This window comes from Nocardiopsis coralliicola, from assembly GCF_054779695.1.
The window spans coordinates 34304-49750 of the sequence record NZ_BAAGXT010000030.1 but is presented as its reverse complement, the minus strand read 5'-3'; the positions used below and the strand labels follow the sequence as shown (position 1 = coordinate 49750).

Genomic DNA, 15447 nt, shown 5'->3' with positions numbered 1-15447 from the left:
CGCCATGAGCGGGAGGACGACCCCCCGCGCCCTGTGTCCCTTCGGGGGGACGACCCCCCGGCCCCCCGAAGCGGTGGCCGTTGGCGTAGAAGGTCATGCCGCACCTCCCCAGACCGTCGCAGTGCCGCCATGAGCGGGAGGACGACCCCCCGCGCCCCCCGAGGGGCTGACGTTGGCGTCGAGAGTCATGCCGCACCTCCCCAGACCGTGGACTTGCTGTGGTCGAAGGGGCAGCCCTTGTTCTCCATGTGGGCCACGTATTCGTCTCGGAAGTGCTTGACGGAGGACATGACCGGGCTGGCCGCACCGTCGCCGAGGGCGCAGAAGGCGCGGCCGAGCAGGTTGTCGCAGATGTCGAGGAGCTTCTCGACGTCGGCTTCGGTGCCGCTGCCGCTCTCCAGCCGGTCGAGGACCTGCACCATCCAGAAGTTGCCCTCGCGGCAGGGCGTGCACTTGCCGCAGGACTCGTGGGCGTAGAAGGAGATCCAGCGGCCCACCGCGCGAACGACGCAGGTCGTGTCGTCGAAGATCTGCAGGGCGCGGGTGCCCAGCATGGAGCCCGCGGCGCCCACCGACTCGAAGTCGAGCGGGACGTCGAGGTGCTCGTCGGTGAAGATCGGCGTCGACGAGCCGCCCGGGGTCCAGAACTTCAGCTGGCGGCCGTCGCGGATACCGCCGGCCATGTCGAGGAGTTCGCGCAGCGTGATGCCGAGCGGCGCCTCGTACTGGCCCGGCCGGGCCACGTGCCCGGACAGCGAGAAGAAGCCGAACCCGGCGGACTTCTCGGTGCCCATCGAGGTGAACCACTCCGCGCCGTTGGCGACGATCGGCGGGACGCTGGCGATCGATTCGACGTTGTTGACCACCGTGGGCGAGGAGTACAGGCCGGCGACCGCCGGGAACGGCGGCTTGAGCCGGGGCTGCCCGCGGTAGCCCTCCAGCGAGTCGAGCAGCGCCGTCTCCTCGCCGCAGATGTAGGCGCCGGCGCCGGCGTGCACGACGACGTCCAGGTCGAAGCCGCTGCCGAGGATGTCCGTGCCGATCAGGCCGGCTTCACGGGCCTCCTCGACGGCGCGGCGCATCCGGCGGATCACGTGCAGGACCTCGCCGCGGACGTAGATGAACGCCTGGTGGCTGTTGATGGCGTAGGCCGCGATGATGACGCCCTCGACCAGGGCGTGCGGGTTGGCCAGCATCAGCGGGACGTCCTTGCACGTCCCGGGCTCGGACTCGTCGGCGTTGACGACGAGGTAGCGCGGGTTGGGGTTGTCGGCCGGCAGGAAGCCCCACTTCATGCCGGTGGGGAACCCGGCGCCGCCGCGGCCGCGCAGGCCGGCGCCCTTGACCAGGTCGACGATTGCCGAGGGCTCCATGGACAGTGCCGTGCGCAGCGCGCTGTAGCCGCCGGTGGCCCGGTAGCCGTCCAGGGTGGGCAGGTCGGGGCGGTCCCAGTCGGCGGACAGGATCGGGGTGAGCGTCGTCGCGGTCACTGGGCGTCCTCCCCGCCGGCAGCGCCGCCCTGCTGGGGCGCCGGTGCCGTCCAGTTGCGTGCGCGGGCGAGCCGCAGCCCCTCCAGGGACGGTCCGGCCGCCTGGGTGCCCTCGCCGGCGCGGCCGTCGTCGAACCCGGCCAGTACCCGCGCGGACTCGCGCCAGGTGCAGACCGACCCGGCGCCGCGGGTGGGCACCACGTCCTCGCCGGCGCGCAGCGCGTCGACGAGCTCGCGGGCGCTCTGCGGCGTCTGGTTGTCGAAGAACTCCCAGTTGACCATCACGACCGGCGCGAAGTCGCAGGCCGCGTTGCACTCGACGTGCTCCAGGGTGACCTTGCCGTCGGCGGTGGTCTCGTCGTTGCCGACGTCCAGGTGCTCCTTGAGCCCGGCGAAGATCTCGTCGCCGCCGAGCACGGCGCACAGCGTGTTGGTGCAGACGCCGACGTGGTAGTCGCCCACCGGCCGGCGCTTGTACATCGTGTAGAAGGTGACGACCCCGGTGACCTCGGCCTCGGTGATCGCGAGCTGCTCGGCGCAGAAGGCGACGCCGGCCTTGCTGACGTAGCCCTCCTCCGCCTGCACCAAGTGCAGCAGCGGCAGCAGCGCCGAACGCGCCCGCGGATAGCGGCCGATGACCTCCTTGGCCTCGACCTCGAGCCGGGACCGGGTGGCGGCGTCGAAGCCGCCCGCGGAGGCCGCGGCGCCCGCGCCGGTCTGTGCAGCGTCGCTCATGACAGCGCTCCCCTCGTCTGGCAGCTCTGGCAGCTGGCTCCTCGCCTCACCGGTCCACGCCTCCCATCACGGGGTCGATACTCGCCACGGCGGCGATGACGTCGGCCACCGTGCCGCCTTCGCACATGGCCGCGACCGCCTGGAGGTGCGTGAACGAGGGGTCGCGGAAGTGCACCCGGTACGGGCGGGTGCCGCCGTCGCTCACGGCGTGGCAGCCGAGCTCGCCCTTGGCGCTCTCCACCGCCGCGTAGACCTGCCCGGCGGGCACCCGGAAGCCCTCGGTGACGATCTTGAAGTGGTGGATCAGGGCTTCCATGGAGCCGCCCATGATGTGCGCGATGTGGTCGGGCGAGTTGCCCAGGCCGTCCGAGCCCAGGGCGAGCTTCGCCGGCCAGCCCACCTTGGGGTCGTCCACCATGACCGGGCCGGGCTCCAGCCGGTCGAGGCACTGCTCGATGATGCGCAGCGACTCGGTGAGCTCGGCGACGCGGACCCGGTAGCGGGCGTAGACGTCGCCGCCCTCGGAGACCGGCACGTCGAACTCGTAGTTCTCATAGCCGCAGTAGGGCTGGGCCTTGCGCAGGTCCCAGCCGAGGCCGGAGGCGCGCAGCAGCGGGCCGGTGATGCCCAGCGCCATGCATCCGGGCAGCCCGAGGTGGGCGACCTCGCGGGTGCGCGCCAGGTAGAGCGGGTTGGCGTCGAGGAGCTTGCGCATCGTGTCGATGCGCTTGGGCATCTCCTTCAGCAGCTCCTTGAGCTTGCCGACCGCCCCGGAGGGCAGGTCCTGGGAGACGCCGCCCGGCCGGATGTAGGCGTGGTTCATCCGCAGGCCGGTGATGAGCTCGAAGATGTCGAGCACCATCTCCCGCTCGCGGAACCCGTTGGTCATGATGGTGGTCGCGCCGAGCTCCATGCCGAACGTCGCCATCGCCACGAAGTGCGAGGACATCCGGTTGAGCTCCATCATGAGCACCCGGATCACGCTGGCGCGGTCGGGCACCTCGCCGGTGAGGCCGAGCAGCTGCTCCACTGCCAGGCAGTACGCCGTCTCGTTGAAGATCGGCGTGAGGTAGTCCATGCGGGTCACGAACGTGGTCCCCTGGGTCCACGTCCGGTACTCCATGTTCTTCTCGATGCCGGTGTGCAGGTAGCCGATGCCGACGCGGGCCTCGGTCACCGTCTCGCCGTCGAGGGTGAGGATCAGCCGGAGCACGCCGTGCGTGGACGGGTGCTGCGGGCCCATGTTGACGACGAGCCGCTCGGCACTGGACGCCTGCGCGGCGGCGACGACCTCGTCCCAGTCGCCCCCCGAGGCGTCGATGTGGTCCTCGGTCACCTGCGCGGTCACAGCGGACCCCCCTCTCGAACGTCTCGCCCCTTCCGGGCCGTGGCTGGCGCGGTCATGCGTAGGACCTCCGGTCGTCCGGCGGCGGAATGGTCGCACCGCGGTACTCGACCGGGATGCCGCCCAGCGGGTAGTCCTTGCGCTGGGGGTGGCCGTGCCAGTCGTCGGGCATCTCGATGCGGGTGAGCGCGGGGTGGCCCTCGAAGACGATGCCGTAGAAGTCCCAGGCCTCGCGCTCGTGCCAGTCGTCGGTGGGGTAGACCGCCACGATCGACGGGATCCGCGGGTCGCCGTCGGGGCAGGTCGTCTCCACCCGCACCCGGGTGTTGTGGGTGATCGACCGGAACACGTACACGGCGTGCAGCTCCCGGCCGGTGTCCTCGGGGTAGTGCACTCCGGTCACGCCGAGGCAGAGCTCGTAGCGGAGCGCCGGATCGTCGCGCAGCGTGCGCACCAGCGCGAGCAGGTGCTCGCGGCGGACGTGCAGCGTCATCTCGCCGCGGTCGATGACGACGCGCTCGACGGCCTCGGCGTAGGACGGCCCCTCCTGCAGGGCCTCTTCGAGTGCGTCGGCGGCGGCGTCGAACCGGGCCGTGGCCGGCTGGTCCGGGTCGGTGTAGGGCCGCTCGGCGTCGGCCTGCACGGGGCGGCGCACCTGCAGCCGGCCGTAGCCGGAGGTGTCGCCGGTGCCGCCGGCGCCGAACATGCCGGTGCGGGCGACGGGGCGGGCCAGCTGCTCGCGTCCGGCGCGCTCGGGGAGGTTCTCCTCCCCTTCGCCGCCGCCCTCGGGGGCTCCGAGGTTCATCGGGTGCCCCCTTCGCCGGCGGTGGTCTCGATCAGCGGCAGCGGCCGGCGCAGCGCCCGCTCCTCCAGCTCGCCGATCTCGCGGGTGCGGTGCGCGCCGAGCTTGGTGTGCTGCACCTTGTCGTGCAGCTTCAGGATCGCGTCGATGAGCATCTCGGGCCGCGGCGGGCAGCCGGGCAGGTACATGTCGACCGGGACCACGTGGTCGACCCCCTGCACCACTGCGTAGTTGTTGAACATGCCGCCGCTGGAGGCGCAGACGCCCATGGCGATGACCCACTTGGGCTCGGGCATCTGGTCGTAGATCTGGCGCAGGACGGGCGCCATCTTCTGGCTGACCCGCCCGGCCACGATCATCAGGTCGGCCTGGCGGGGCGTCGCGCCGAACTTCTCCATGCCGAACCTGGCCAGGTCGTAATGCGGACCGCCGACCGACATCATCTCGATGGCGCAGCAGGCCAGTCCGAACGTGGCCGGCCACATCGAGCTCTTGCGGACCAGGCCGGCGACCTGCTCGACGGTGCCGAGCATGACCCCGCTCGGGAGCTTCTCCTCAATCCCCATGCGGCGACCCCCCTTTCCGATTCCTCGTTCCGTGCGCGTGCGCCCCGGGGGCCGGCTGCGGCCGCGCCGGGGAAGGTGTGCGGTGCGGCGGCGCCTGCGGCCGCGGTGCGGTGCCCGCGCGGTGCGCGGCTGCTGCGCGGAGCACCGGGGGTGCCGGGGCGGCGTGCAGCGTCAGTCCCATGCCAGGCCCCCTCGGCGCCACTCGTAGGCATAGGCGATCGACACGTTCACCAGGAAGAGGACCATCGCGATCAGCCCGAACAGCCCGAGCGCGTCGAAGTGGACCGCCCAGGGGTAGAGGAAGATGATCTCGATGTCGAAGACGATGAAGAGCATCGCCGTCAGGTAGTACTTGATGGTGAAGCGGCCGCCGCCGGCGGGCTGCGGCGTCGGCTCGATGCCGCACTCGTACGCCTGGAGTTTGGCCCGGTTGTACCGCTTGGGTCCGGCGATGCTGCCGACGACCATCGACAGGACCACGAACGCGGCGCCGATCGCGCCGAGCACGAATACGGGCGTGTACAGCTCCATCGTCGGTCGTTCCCTTGCTATCGGTTGGTTCGGGCGCCGGGTCCCGGACGGCGCGCCGCCGCTGCCGGTCCCGCTCCTGGTGCCGTGGCTGCGCACGCCGCCCCGGGGGCGGGCGCGCGGAGGCGCCCCGGTCCGGGCCGCGTCACGCCGCCGGCGCCATCCGGGACAGGCCGTTGATCACGCGGTCCATGGCGTCGCCGCGGCTCGGCTCGGTGAGGTTGGCCAGCATCTTCAGCGCGAACTGCATCAGGGTGCGCTGGGGCAGGCCGTACTTCGTCGCGTACTTCATGAACTCGGGCTGGCCGATGAGCTTCACGAAGTAGCGGCCGAGCGTGTAGTAGCCGCCGTAGACGTCGGCCAGGATGTCGGGATAGCGGTGCAGGGCGCGCTCGCGCGTCTGCACGGTGGGGCGGGCGAGCGCCGACACGGCGACGTCGGCGGCGATCGCGCCGGCCTCCATCGCGTAGGCGATGCCCTCGCCGTTGAACGGGTTCACCATGCCGCCCGCGTCGCCGACCAGCATCAGGCCGCGAGAGTAGTGCGGCGTGCGGTTGAAGCCCATCGGCAGCGCCGCGCCGCGCACCGGGCCGGTCCGGTTCTCCTCGGTGAAGCCCCACTCGCCGGGCATCGACTCCGTCCAGCGGCGGAGGAGCTTCCGGTAGTCGACGTCCTGGAAGGACGCGGTGGAGTTGAGGATGCCGAGGCCGACGTTGCTGGTGCCGTCGCCGACACCGAACACCCACCCGTAGCCGGGCAGCAGGACGGGCTTGCCGCCGCTGGAGTCCCACAGCTCGAGCCAGGACTCCAGGTAGTCGTCGTCGTGACGCGGGCTGGTGAAGTAGGTGCGCACGGCGACGCCCATCGGGCGGTCGTCGCGCTTGCGGATGCCCAGGGCGACCGAGAGCCGGGAGGAGTTGCCGTCGGCGGCCATCACCAGCGGCGCCCGGTAGGCGACCCGCTCGCCGTCGGCGTTCTTTGCGGTGACGCCCTGCACCCGGCCGGTCCGCTCGTCCAGCAGCGGTGCCTGCACGTTGGTGCGCTCCAGGATCTTGGCACCGGCGGCGCGCGCCGTTTCGGCGAGGATCTGGTCGAAGTCGTAGCGGGTGCGCACCAGGCCGATGCCCGGGTACTCGGCGAGCTCGGGCCAGGGCAGTTCGATGCGGACGCCGCCGCCGATGATGCGCAGGCCCTTGTTCTCGATCCAGCCCTCGCCCTCGTGGCCGATGCCCAGGGCGTCGAGCTGCTTGACGGCGCGCGGGGTCAGCCCGTCGCCGCAGACCTTCTCCCGCGGGAAGGCGGTCTTCTCCAGGACGATCACGTCCAGCCCGGCGCGGGCCAGGTGGCAGGCTGCAGTGGATCCGGCGGGACCGGCACCGACGATGATGACGTCGGCCTCGAGTTCGGCGCGGCCCGGTCCGGAGAGGTTGGATTCGGCACGGAGGTCTGCGGCGCCCCGATCGTTGTCCGGGGCCGGTGCTGTGGCGCTCACGAGTGTTCCCTGCGGCTGTGGGGGTGCGCGGTCGGCGCTTTTCGGCTTCTTTGCGCGGGTGTTTTCGGCGATGACCGCCCATTCCCGCGGTAAAGCGAAAAGCCACCCGCCTTGTGAAGGGCTTCACAAGCCGTGGTTCCGCAGTCTAGACCTTTCCTGTTCCGGGGGCGACCCCCAGGCTCCATTCATCTTGTTCGTGCATTTTCAGCATCAAACCGGGCATCGAGCGCCACACCAGGGTGAATAAGGTAAACCTACGTCCGTTTGATGCTTGTTCATCACCTTTCAGACTTAGATATCGAGAACGGCATTCAAATGTCTCTTTGTTCTCAATGTTGCTGAAGTGATTGGAGTGAATAGGAGCGCAGCGGGCCGCAGCCGCACCGGCGTGCGCGGCGGGGCGGCGGCGCGGGCGCCCCGGCACCGCCGGGGCAGCGCACCGCGCCGGGCACACGCGGGCACGCGAAAGGGCGGCCCCCGGACCAGCCGGGTGCCGCCCTTGGGGACCTCGCGCCGCTACTCGGGCTTGAAGCCGCGGTGCAGGGCGACGACGCCGAACGTCAGGTTGCGCCAGGCGACGCGCTCCCAGCCGGCCCCCTGCAGGCGCGCGGCGAGCGCGGGCTGGTCCGGCCAGTCCATGATCGATTCGGAGAGGTAGGCGTAGGCCGCGGTGTTGTCGCTGAACAGCCGCGCGATCCGGGGCAGCGCGGCCATGAGGTAGCCGGAGTAGACGCGGTCCACCGGCCGCACCGGGATATGGCTGAACTCGCAGACCACCAGCCGCCCGCCGGGCCGGGTCACCCGGAGGAGCTCGGCCAGTGCCTGGTCGGTGTCGTGCACGTTGCGCAGGCCGAAGGAGATGGTGACCGCGTCGAACGTGCCGTCGGCGAACGGCAGCGCCAGCGCGTCGCCGGCGACGCAGCTGACTCCGCGGGCGGTCGCGCCGCCCCGCTGCTGGGCTCCGACGCGGAGCATCCCCTGGGAGAAGTCGCAGGCGATGACGCGGGCCCCGCGGTCGGTGAAGGACTCCGAGGAGGTGCCGGTGCCGGCCGCCAGGTCGAGCACCAGTTCGCCGCTGTACGCCTCGACCGCGCGCACGGCCGCCTTGCGCCACTGCCGGTCCTGCCCGACCGACAGCACGTCGTTGAGCAGGTCGTAGCGGGGGGCGATGCTGTCGAACATGGCGGCGACGTCCGCCGGCGACTTGTCCAGGTCGGCACGGGTCATGGCCCCCACCCTACGGCCGGTGCGCGGCCGCCCGCACCGCCGGGCCCGCACGGGGGCGGGTGCACCGGCGCCGCGCCGTCCAGCAGGCCGAAACCCCCGTCCGATGGCACGTCCGGACCCCCGCCGCCGCCTGCGGCGGCGCAGCGGCGCCGCAGGGGGTCCAGCGGCAGCAGCGGGGCCCGCATCACGCGCCGGGACGAACGCCGTTCACCGAATACTCCCTAGCCGCGGGCCGGGGCGCTGTCGGCCGCGCCGGCTCCGGAGCCGGCGTCGGGCCCGCCGGCCTCGGCGCCGGACGCAGGAGCGCCCTCAGCGCCGTCCCCGTCCTCCGCGGCAGCGCCGCCCTCGCCCGCCCGGCGGCGGGAGAAGTCGCGCAGCGACTCCGGCGCCTCCGGAGCGCTGCCGGGGCGCTGCGCGGAGTCTTCGTGGGCGGCGCCCTGCTCGAGCCGGTCCCCCATCCCGCGCATCCGCGCGACGGTGCCGGCGATGCCGCTCGACACGGCGTCCCGCTGCCGGGACAGCAGGACGTAGCTGACCAGCCCGCTGACCAGCACTGCGAGGAACGCCGCGAGCAGGCCGCGCGCTCCGAGCAGGTAGAGCACGGCGAAGGAGACGCCGAAGAGCAGAAGGCGGGCGGCGGTGTAGGCGAGGACGCTACGCATGAAACTGCCTCACAACGGGTGGTCCAGTTCACTATCGTGGGTGCTGCGGAGTCGGACGGCTCTGCGGGGTCGCCCGCGGCCCGGCCGCTCCCACCAGGGTAAGGGCGGTCGGCGGCGCCGCCCCCGCACCCCCCGGCAAGCTCCGCGGCCGCGCAGCGGCGCGCTCTGCGGCCGCACCGGGAATGCGACCGAACCGCCCCGAGGTCACGTTCCAATCACAGATCGCGTATTACCTCCCTGAGGCAGACAGTTTTTACGAAAACTAGGGAGGAAACGGACTTAATCCGGCACACTAGGGGAGACAACGCCCGCCTCCCCCACGACACACGGCGGGCTCCCGAAGGGGGAACCTGAAGGTGGAAAGAGGAAACGAACGTCTGCTGACCCCCGGAGAAGTGGCGTCGCTCTTCCGAGTGGACCCGAAGACGGTCACTCGCTGGGCCGCCTCCGGCCGGATCAGCAGCATCCGCACGCCCGGCGGGCACCGCCGCTTCCGCGAGTCGGAAGTGCGCGCGCTGCTCCACGGCGAACCGACCGAGACCGCGCCCTGATCCGCACACCGGGCTAGGGGGCCGCACGTCCGGCCGCCTTTCGCGCGGTAGCACGACCGCTCCGCTGCGGTGCACTCGGCACCGCTGGTTCCGAACACCGACCCCGGCACCGAAGGTACGCCGGCGGTCGGAGGCAGCGCTCAGCGCCCGCCTACGGTCTGCGCCACCGGGCCCCGTCCGCCCGGCGCCGCGGCACCGCTGCTCTGCACTGCGCACCGCTGCCCTTGCGGGCCGCCGCTGCTCGCCCACGAGGGCTGAGCGCCTGCGCTGCAGCGCCCGCAGCCCGCCTGCGCCCCGCTTCGCACCCCCACCGCATACTGTCGGCACCGACCGCCGCCCCGCACACCCTGATCGCCCGCGAGTACCCGCCGAGCCCCTGCCCCGGGCCTGTCCCGGCGGGCCGCCGCTCCGGCACCCGGCTCCCCCTGCGCGCACGCGCCCGGCCCACCGGCCCGCCGCTGTCCACTCCCTGCGCCGCGCCCGCACAGGGGCGCGCGATGGCCGCTAGGCTGAACGCATGTGGTGGCTTGCTGGTCTGATGACGCTCCTGACGATCGTGGTGTGCGTCTACGCGTTCTTCGACGCGCTCACCACCCCCGCAGCCGACGTGCGGACCCTGCCGAAGGTGCTGTGGCTCATCGCGATCGTGGCTTTCGTCCCGGTCGGCCCCGTGCTCTGGCTGCTGCTCGGCCGCCCCCGCGCCGCCGCCACGGCCGGCCCGGGACCGGCCGACCCCGGCGTCCCCGACGACATCGATCCCGAGCAGCTCCGCCCCAGCGGCGGGAGCTCCGCGCCCAAGGGCCCCGACGACGACCCGGACTTCCTCCGCGACCTCGACAAGCGCATCAAGCCCGACGAGGAGTAGCGCCAGCGGCCTGGGGCCCTCCCTGCCGGCGCTCCTTCCTGCAGACAGCAGAGCGGGGCCGCTCCCGAACGGGAGCGGCCCCGCTGACGTGCCGGGGGCGGCCGCTGCGGCGGCGGTGCAGTGGCGAGTGCAGTAGCCCTGGTGCAGCGGCCCGGCGCCGCCCTGCGGCGGCGCCGTCCGGCCCATCCTCCGGCAGTCGGCTCAGGCGTAGCTGTGCAGGCCGCTGAACAGGTAGTTCACGCCGAAGAAGTTGAACATCAGGCAGGCGAAGCCGACCAGGCCGATCCAGGTGGCCTTGCTGCCGCGCCACCCGGCGGTCGCCCGCGCGTGCAGGTAGGCGGCGTAGACCACCCAGGTGATGAACGACCAGACCTCCTTGGGGTCCCAGCCCCAGAAGCGGCCCCACGCCTCGTCGGCCCAGATCGAGCCGGCGATGATCGCGAACGTCCACAGCGGGAACGCGATCACGATGAACCGGTGCGAGACGCGGTCCAGCAGCTCGGGGCTGGGCAGCTTGGCGGCGACACCGGCGATCTTCTCGCCGGCCGCGCGCTTCAGCTCGGCGCGCTGGGCCACCAGGTAGGTGATGCCGGCGGCCCCGGACACCATGAACGCGCCGGTGGCGACGATCGCCGCGGAGACGTGGATGGCGATCCAGTAGGAGTGCAGCGCCGGGATGACCGGCCCGGCCTCGCTGTAGAGCCAGCGGGCGGCGATACCGAGCAGCAGGACCACCGGCAGCAGGACGAAGGTGCCGAGGTAGCGGGCGCGGTACCGGAATGCGGCGTAGAGGAACGCCCCGACCGCGCAGAGGCAGATCGCGACGACGAACTCGAACATGTTGCCCCACGGCCAGCGGTCGGCCGCCAGCCCGCGGGTGACGATCTGCCCGGCGTTGAACGCGAAGCCGATGACGGTCACGACCAGGCCGACGGAGCCGAGGAGGTTCCGCGCGGCCGACGGTGCCCGCTCATCGCCGCGGACGTTCACTTCGATGTCGTCGGCGGGAGCATCCGCGGAGCCGCCTCCCGCGCCGCCCGCAGCGGCGCCGGCGGACGGCGCCTCGGCGTCCAGGTCCAGGGTCGCGGTTCCGCCGGCGCCCGCCGCGGCCGGCACCGGAGCGGTCCCGGTGACGGCGTCCATCCGGCCCGACTTCAGCGCCTTCCGGCGGCCGTAGGCGGCCTCCAGGGCGAACAGGAACAGGGCGATCGCGTAGGCGACGATCATCGCAATGATCAGGCCGTCACTGATCCCCGCCATGCCCTCGTCGACGTTCGCCGTTGCGGCGATGTCGTGTACCACGGCTAGTCCTCCGGGTCGGTCGTGTGTGTCGTGCCGGCACCCTGCCGCAGGCGGTCCCGCAGTGCGGTGGCGATGCCGTGGAACTCCTGGCCGTTGGCGGCCGAATCGGTCTTGCCGAGCCCCGCGACCTCGACCACGGTACGCCCGTCCGCACCGGCGCTGGCGCGGACCCATACGCGCCGCGGGCGGACGAACAGCGTGCCGAGCAGGCCCACCGTGGCGGCGATCGAGAACAGCAGGGCGGGCACCCGGGACGGGTTGTGGGTCATCTGGAGGCTGCCGAAGTCGCGGACCCCCTCGAAGGTCACCTCGCCGGCGCCGTCCGGCAGCTCCCAGCTGTCGCCGGGCCGCAGCACCTCGGACTCGCCGAGCTCGTCCATCCGCGACGTGTCGAGCTGGTAGACCGACTGCGGCTCGTTCATGCCGAGGTCCCCGCGGTAGGCGGTGAGGACCACGCCGGGGTTCTCGGCGCCGGGGAAGCTGGAGGTGAGCTCGCCGTCGCCCTCGGCGTCGGCGTCGCTGACGGTCGGCAGGAACACGCCGCTGAAGCCGAGGCCGTCGGGCAGCGCGTCGGGCGCCTTGACCACGCCGTCGGCCGTGCCGGCCGGGTCGTCGTCCCGCTGCAGGAACGGCACCGCCTGGTCGTAGACGAGCTCGCCGTCCCCGTCGGTGACGGTGAACTCGGGAGCGTAGCCGTGGCCGAGCAGGTAGACCTGCACGCCGGCCACCGAGAGCGGGTGGTTCACCTCGAGGGTGTGCTGCTGCTCGGGGCTGCCGGGCTCGTCGGTGTAGGTGACCTCGCCGCTGTAGGAGTCGGCCTGGCCGGCCAGCGTGCCCTCCTGCAAGAAGGCCGCGTCCAGCGAGTCCAGAGTGAAGGCGAACGGCTCGAGCTTCTCGGCGTCGACCATCGGCCCGGGGTGGAAGGCGTCGTAGGAGGCGAGGGTGTTGGCGAAGCCGTCGCCCTCGACGACGACCATGTTGCCGCGGTAGCCGAGCAGCGAGCCGGCGCCCAGCGCCAGGAGCAGGCCGAGCAGCGCGAAGTGGAACACGACGTTGCCCGTCTCGCGCAGGTAGCCGGTCTCCGCCGACAGTGCGCCGCCCTCCTCGCGGATCCGGTACCGGCGCAGCAGGCCGCGCCCCTCGGCCAGCACCGCGTCGGGCTCCGCTCCGGTGGTGAACCGGGCCGAGTAGGGCATCCGGCCGAGGTTGCGGGGCGTCTTCGGCGGCTGCGCCCGGGAGAGCCGCCAGTGCGCCAGGGCGCGCGGGATGACGCAGCCGGTCAGCGAGACGAACAGCAGCAGGTAGATCGCCGCATACCAGGGCGAGGAGTAGACGTCGAAGAGGAAGAACCGGTCCAGCCAGGGCGCCAGTTCGGGGTTGTCCAGGTAGTAGCTGCGCACCTGGTCGGGGTTCTGCACCCGCTGCGGCAGCATCGATCCGGGGATGGCGCCGAGCGCCAGCAGGAAGAGCAGGATGAGCGCGGTGCGCATCGACGTGAGGATGCGCCACGCCCAGCGGGCCCAGCCCAGCGCCGACAGCCGGCCGGGGGTGGAACCGCCGCCGGACTTCTCCGCGCGGGTGCGGGTGGTGGTGGCCAAGGTCAGATCACCGTCACATAGCTGTTGGTCCACCCCTGCATGGTGGCCGTGATGTCCGTCCAGACGCCGGTGACCAGCAGCAGGCCGACCGCCACCAGCATGGCGCCGCCGGCGATGGTGATCGCCCGGTAGTGCCGCTTAAGCGCCGTGAACGCGCCGATCGCGCGCCGGTAGGCGAGCGAGGCGAGGATGAACGGCAGCCCCAGGCCGATGCAGTAGAACAGCGACAGCAGCGCGCCGCGCCCTGCGCTGCCCTCGGTGAAGGCGAGGGTCTGCACGGCGGCGAGGGTCGGGCCGATGCACGGCGTCCAGCCGAGCCCGAACAGGACGCCGAGCAGCGGCGCGCCGGCCAGGCCGGCGCCGGGCAGCCGGTGGAACCGGAACTCGCGCGCGAAGCCGGGCAGCACCCCCATGAACGCCAGGCCGAGCAGGATGGTCAGGACGCCGAGCACCCGGGTGATGGGCTCGGCGTAGTCGATCAGCAGTCCGCCGATGCCGCCGATGAACACGCCGACCGCGACGAAGACGAAGGTGAAGCCGGCGATGAACAGGATGCTGCCGAGCAGCATGGTGCCGCGCCGGGCGGCGAGCTCCTCGTCGGCGGTGCGCACCGCCGCCGGCGCCCCGCCGCCGTCCGCGCCGCTCGGGTCCGCGCCCCCGCCGCCGGCGCCGCCGTCGCCGCTCCGGGCGGCGTCCGCGGCACGGTCGCGGGCGGCGAGGTCAGCGCCGCTGAGGCCGGTCACGTAGGAGAGGTAGCCGGGGACCAGCGGCAGGACGCACGGCGAGAGGAAGGAGACCAGCCCGGCCGCCGCGGCGAGCGGGATGGCCAGCAGGAGCGAGCCCTGGAGGACCGTCTCGGCGATCATGGCGCGCCGGTCCCGGCAGCGGAGCCGGCGGCACTTCCGGCGCTGTCGCCGCCCTCGCCGCCCTCGCTCTCGGCGACCACGTCTTCGACCAGCCCGCTGAGCTGGTCGTAGTTGGTCTCGCCGAGCACCCGGGCGGCGATCCCGCCGTCCGGGTCGATGACCAGGGTGGTGGGGATGGCCTGCGGCGGAATGGTGTCCCGGAACGCCTGCGGCACCGCGCCCGGCTGGTCGTAGAGCGAGGGGTACTCCACCTCCTGCTTGCGCTCGAAGGCGCGGGCGGCGGTGGCGTCGTCCTTGATGTTGACCCCGAGGAACTCCACCCCCCGGTCGGCGTACTCGGCGGCCACCTCGTTGAGGACCGGGGTCTCCGACCGGCAGGGGCCGCACCAGCTCGCCCACAGGTTGAGCACCAGCACCTCGCCGCGGTAGTCGGCGAGCGCGATCTCGTCGCCCTCCAGGGTCTCCCCGGAGACGTCGGCGGCGGAGAGGCGGTCGCCGGGCTCGAAGACGGTGGCCGAGCCGTCACCGGAGATGAACTGTTCGTCTTCGCCGCTGTTCTCGGTTTCCGCGGGATCGGTCGCACAGCCGGCGAGCAGCGCTGCGGTCGCCGCAGCCGCCGCGAGAGCGCGCACGCGCAGCGGAGCGCGGTCGGGGCGAGAGGGCATCGGGAACCTCGAAACACACAGGTGAGGGCGGCACTAGGTCAACGACGACAAAGTGTAGTAGACGCCTCGCGCCCTCCTTCGCCGCCCCACGCACAGCGCGCCAGGTCACCCGTGGCTGCCGGCCCCGGTGCCTGCGGGGCGGGCGGCGGTCGCGCTGGGCGCACGGATGCCCGGGCAGCGGGCAGCGGGAGGGGCGCCGGCGGGAGCGCCGGCGGTGCGCGGCCCAGGTCGGCGGCGCCAGCGCAAGGCAGGACCGGGGCGCGGCAGCAGAGAAGGCGCGGCGCGCGGCCGCCCTGCCGGGCGCGCACGCGTCCGCGCGGGCCGAGGCGCCGCCGGGGCCCAGGCTGGACTGGGGGCCGGCGGTACCGGGACGTACTCACCGGTGGCGCGCCGCTGCGGCCGCACAGCGGCAGAAGGGATCACCGGGGCGCGGGCGGATCCGCTGCGCGGCGGAAGCACCCGGGGCGCGGTGGGCGGGGTCGCACCGCCCCCGGGGGCACCGCCGTACTGCTGCAACGGCGCACCGCACTCCGCATTCGCCGATCAGCCCGCTTCGACGAACGCTTCGCGCAGGTAGTCGTGGACGGCGCGCTCGGGAACCCGGTAGGAACGGCCGACGCGGATCGCCGGCAGGACTCCCGAATGGACCATCCGATAGACGGTCATCTTGGACACACGCATGATCGTGGCGACTTCCGCCACGGTCAGGAACCTGACCTCTTCCAGAGGAGCCTTACTCCCGTTCATGGTCGTC

The 15447-nt window shown here is 72.6% G+C and carries 16 protein-coding genes; 2 read left to right on the top strand and 14 right to left on the bottom strand.

Annotated elements, in window-relative coordinates; all coding sequences use genetic code 11:
- Positions 1–185 precede the first annotated feature (185 nt).
- The 9 genes from nuoF to ACYVGT_RS19345 form a co-directional block, all read right to left on the bottom strand.
- Positions 186–1490: an NADH-quinone oxidoreductase subunit NuoF gene (nuoF, locus tag ACYVGT_RS19385; RefSeq protein ID WP_460860386.1), complete on the bottom strand. Its 1305-nt coding sequence runs from the start codon at positions 1488–1490 to the stop codon at positions 186–188.
- Positions 1487–2224: an NADH-quinone oxidoreductase subunit NuoE gene (gene nuoE, locus ACYVGT_RS19380; protein ID WP_460860384.1), complete on the bottom strand. Its 738-nt coding sequence runs from the start codon at positions 2222–2224 to the stop codon at positions 1487–1489. Before nuoE ends, nuoF begins: the two co-directional genes overlap by 4 nt.
- 46 nt (positions 2225–2270) lie before the next feature.
- Positions 2271–3572 (bottom strand): NADH-quinone oxidoreductase subunit D, encoded by a 1302-nt coding sequence (locus ACYVGT_RS19375; RefSeq protein ID WP_460860382.1) that lies wholly within the window; start codon positions 3570–3572, stop codon positions 2271–2273.
- Between the two features lie 52 nt (positions 3573–3624).
- On the bottom strand, positions 3625–4374 hold the full coding sequence (locus tag ACYVGT_RS19370) for an NADH-quinone oxidoreductase subunit C (protein ID WP_460860379.1): 750 nt from the start codon (positions 4372–4374) through the stop codon (positions 3625–3627).
- Positions 4371–4937 carry a NuoB/complex I 20 kDa subunit family protein gene (locus ACYVGT_RS19365; RefSeq protein WP_460860377.1) on the bottom strand — a complete coding sequence of 189 codons (567 nt, stop codon included), beginning with the start codon at positions 4935–4937 and terminating at the stop codon, positions 4371–4373. Before ACYVGT_RS19365 ends, ACYVGT_RS19370 begins: the two co-directional genes overlap by 4 nt.
- 171 nt (positions 4938–5108) lie before the next feature.
- On the bottom strand, positions 5109–5468 hold the full coding sequence (locus tag ACYVGT_RS19360) for an NADH-quinone oxidoreductase subunit A (RefSeq protein ID WP_460860375.1): 360 nt from the start codon (positions 5466–5468) through the stop codon (positions 5109–5111).
- A 142-nt stretch (positions 5469–5610) separates the two neighbouring features.
- Positions 5611–6957 carry a geranylgeranyl reductase family protein gene (locus tag ACYVGT_RS19355; RefSeq protein WP_460860374.1) on the bottom strand — a complete coding sequence of 449 codons (1347 nt, stop codon included), beginning with the start codon at positions 6955–6957 and terminating at the stop codon, positions 5611–5613.
- Positions 6958–7473: 516 nt separating this feature from the next.
- The gene (locus ACYVGT_RS19350; RefSeq protein ID WP_460860372.1) at positions 7474–8184 is read right to left on the bottom strand and encodes a demethylmenaquinone methyltransferase; all 711 of its coding nucleotides are present in this window, start codon (positions 8182–8184) and stop codon (positions 7474–7476) included.
- Between the two features lie 221 nt (positions 8185–8405).
- Positions 8406–8846, bottom strand: a complete 441-nt coding sequence (locus ACYVGT_RS19345; RefSeq protein ID WP_460860370.1) for a DUF4229 domain-containing protein — start codon at positions 8844–8846, stop codon at positions 8406–8408.
- Between the two features lie 350 nt (positions 8847–9196).
- Between ACYVGT_RS19345 and ACYVGT_RS19340 the strand changes: the two genes are divergently transcribed.
- Together ACYVGT_RS19340 and ACYVGT_RS19335 are read left to right on the top strand one after the other, a co-directional pair.
- Positions 9197–9397: a BldC family transcriptional regulator gene (locus ACYVGT_RS19340; protein WP_460860437.1), complete on the top strand. Its 201-nt coding sequence runs from the start codon at positions 9197–9199 to the stop codon at positions 9395–9397.
- Between the two features lie 517 nt (positions 9398–9914).
- A complete protein-coding gene (locus ACYVGT_RS19335) occupies positions 9915–10262 on the top strand; it encodes a PLD nuclease N-terminal domain-containing protein (protein ID WP_460860368.1) in 348 nt (115 codons plus the stop codon).
- Between the two features lie 201 nt (positions 10263–10463).
- On the opposite strand, the gene ccsB is transcribed toward ACYVGT_RS19335, so the two are convergent.
- The 5 genes from ccsB to ACYVGT_RS19310 all read right to left on the bottom strand — a co-directional run bounded on the left by ccsB (position 10464) and on the right by ACYVGT_RS19310 (position 15440).
- Positions 10464–11564, bottom strand: coding sequence for a c-type cytochrome biogenesis protein CcsB (gene ccsB / locus ACYVGT_RS19330; protein WP_460860366.1), 1101 nt, complete (start codon positions 11562–11564; stop codon positions 10464–10466).
- A 2-nt stretch (positions 11565–11566) separates the two neighbouring features.
- Positions 11567–13162, bottom strand: coding sequence for a cytochrome c biogenesis protein ResB (resB, locus tag ACYVGT_RS19325; protein ID WP_460860434.1), 1596 nt, complete (start codon positions 13160–13162; stop codon positions 11567–11569).
- A 2-nt stretch (positions 13163–13164) separates the two neighbouring features.
- Positions 13165–14028, bottom strand: coding sequence for a cytochrome c biogenesis CcdA family protein (locus tag ACYVGT_RS19320; protein ID WP_460860364.1), 864 nt, complete (start codon positions 14026–14028; stop codon positions 13165–13167).
- The gene (locus ACYVGT_RS19315) at positions 14025–14693 is read right to left on the bottom strand and encodes a TlpA family protein disulfide reductase (RefSeq protein WP_460860362.1); all 669 of its coding nucleotides are present in this window, start codon (positions 14691–14693) and stop codon (positions 14025–14027) included. The genes ACYVGT_RS19320 and ACYVGT_RS19315 overlap by 4 nt, the downstream gene beginning before the upstream one ends.
- 543 nt (positions 14694–15236) lie before the next feature.
- Positions 15237–15440, bottom strand: coding sequence for a helix-turn-helix domain-containing protein (locus ACYVGT_RS19310; RefSeq protein ID WP_017593285.1), 204 nt, complete (start codon positions 15438–15440; stop codon positions 15237–15239).
- Positions 15441–15447 lie beyond the last annotated feature (7 nt).

Bases quoted from the DNA above. Each gene is read 5' to 3' on its own strand.
- ACYVGT_RS19310 (WP_017593285.1), bottom strand. From the start codon at position 15,440: ATGAACGGGAGTAAGGCTCCTCTGGAAGAGGTCAGGTTCCTGACCGTG.
- ACYVGT_RS19365 (WP_460860377.1), bottom strand. From the start codon at position 4,937: ATGGGGATTGAGGAGAAGCTCCCGAGCGGGGTCATGCTCGGCACCGTC.
- ACYVGT_RS19335 (WP_460860368.1), top strand. From the start codon at position 9,915: ATGTGGTGGCTTGCTGGTCTGATGACGCTCCTGACGATCGTGGTGTGC.
- ACYVGT_RS19360 (WP_460860375.1), bottom strand. From the start codon at position 5,468: ATGGAGCTGTACACGCCCGTATTCGTGCTCGGCGCGATCGGCGCCGCG.
- ACYVGT_RS19350 (WP_460860372.1), bottom strand. From the start codon at position 8,184: ATGACCCGTGCCGACCTGGACAAGTCGCCGGCGGACGTCGCCGCCATG.
- ACYVGT_RS19370 (WP_460860379.1), bottom strand. From the start codon at position 4,374: ATGAACCTCGGAGCCCCCGAGGGCGGCGGCGAAGGGGAGGAGAACCTC.
- ACYVGT_RS19345 (WP_460860370.1), bottom strand. From the start codon at position 8,846: ATGCGTAGCGTCCTCGCCTACACCGCCGCCCGCCTTCTGCTCTTCGGC.
- nuoE (WP_460860384.1), bottom strand. From the start codon at position 2,224: ATGAGCGACGCTGCACAGACCGGCGCGGGCGCCGCGGCCTCCGCGGGC.
- ACYVGT_RS19315 (WP_460860362.1), bottom strand. From the start codon at position 14,693: ATGCCCTCTCGCCCCGACCGCGCTCCGCTGCGCGTGCGCGCTCTCGCG.
- ACYVGT_RS19320 (WP_460860364.1), bottom strand. From the start codon at position 14,028: ATGATCGCCGAGACGGTCCTCCAGGGCTCGCTCCTGCTGGCCATCCCG.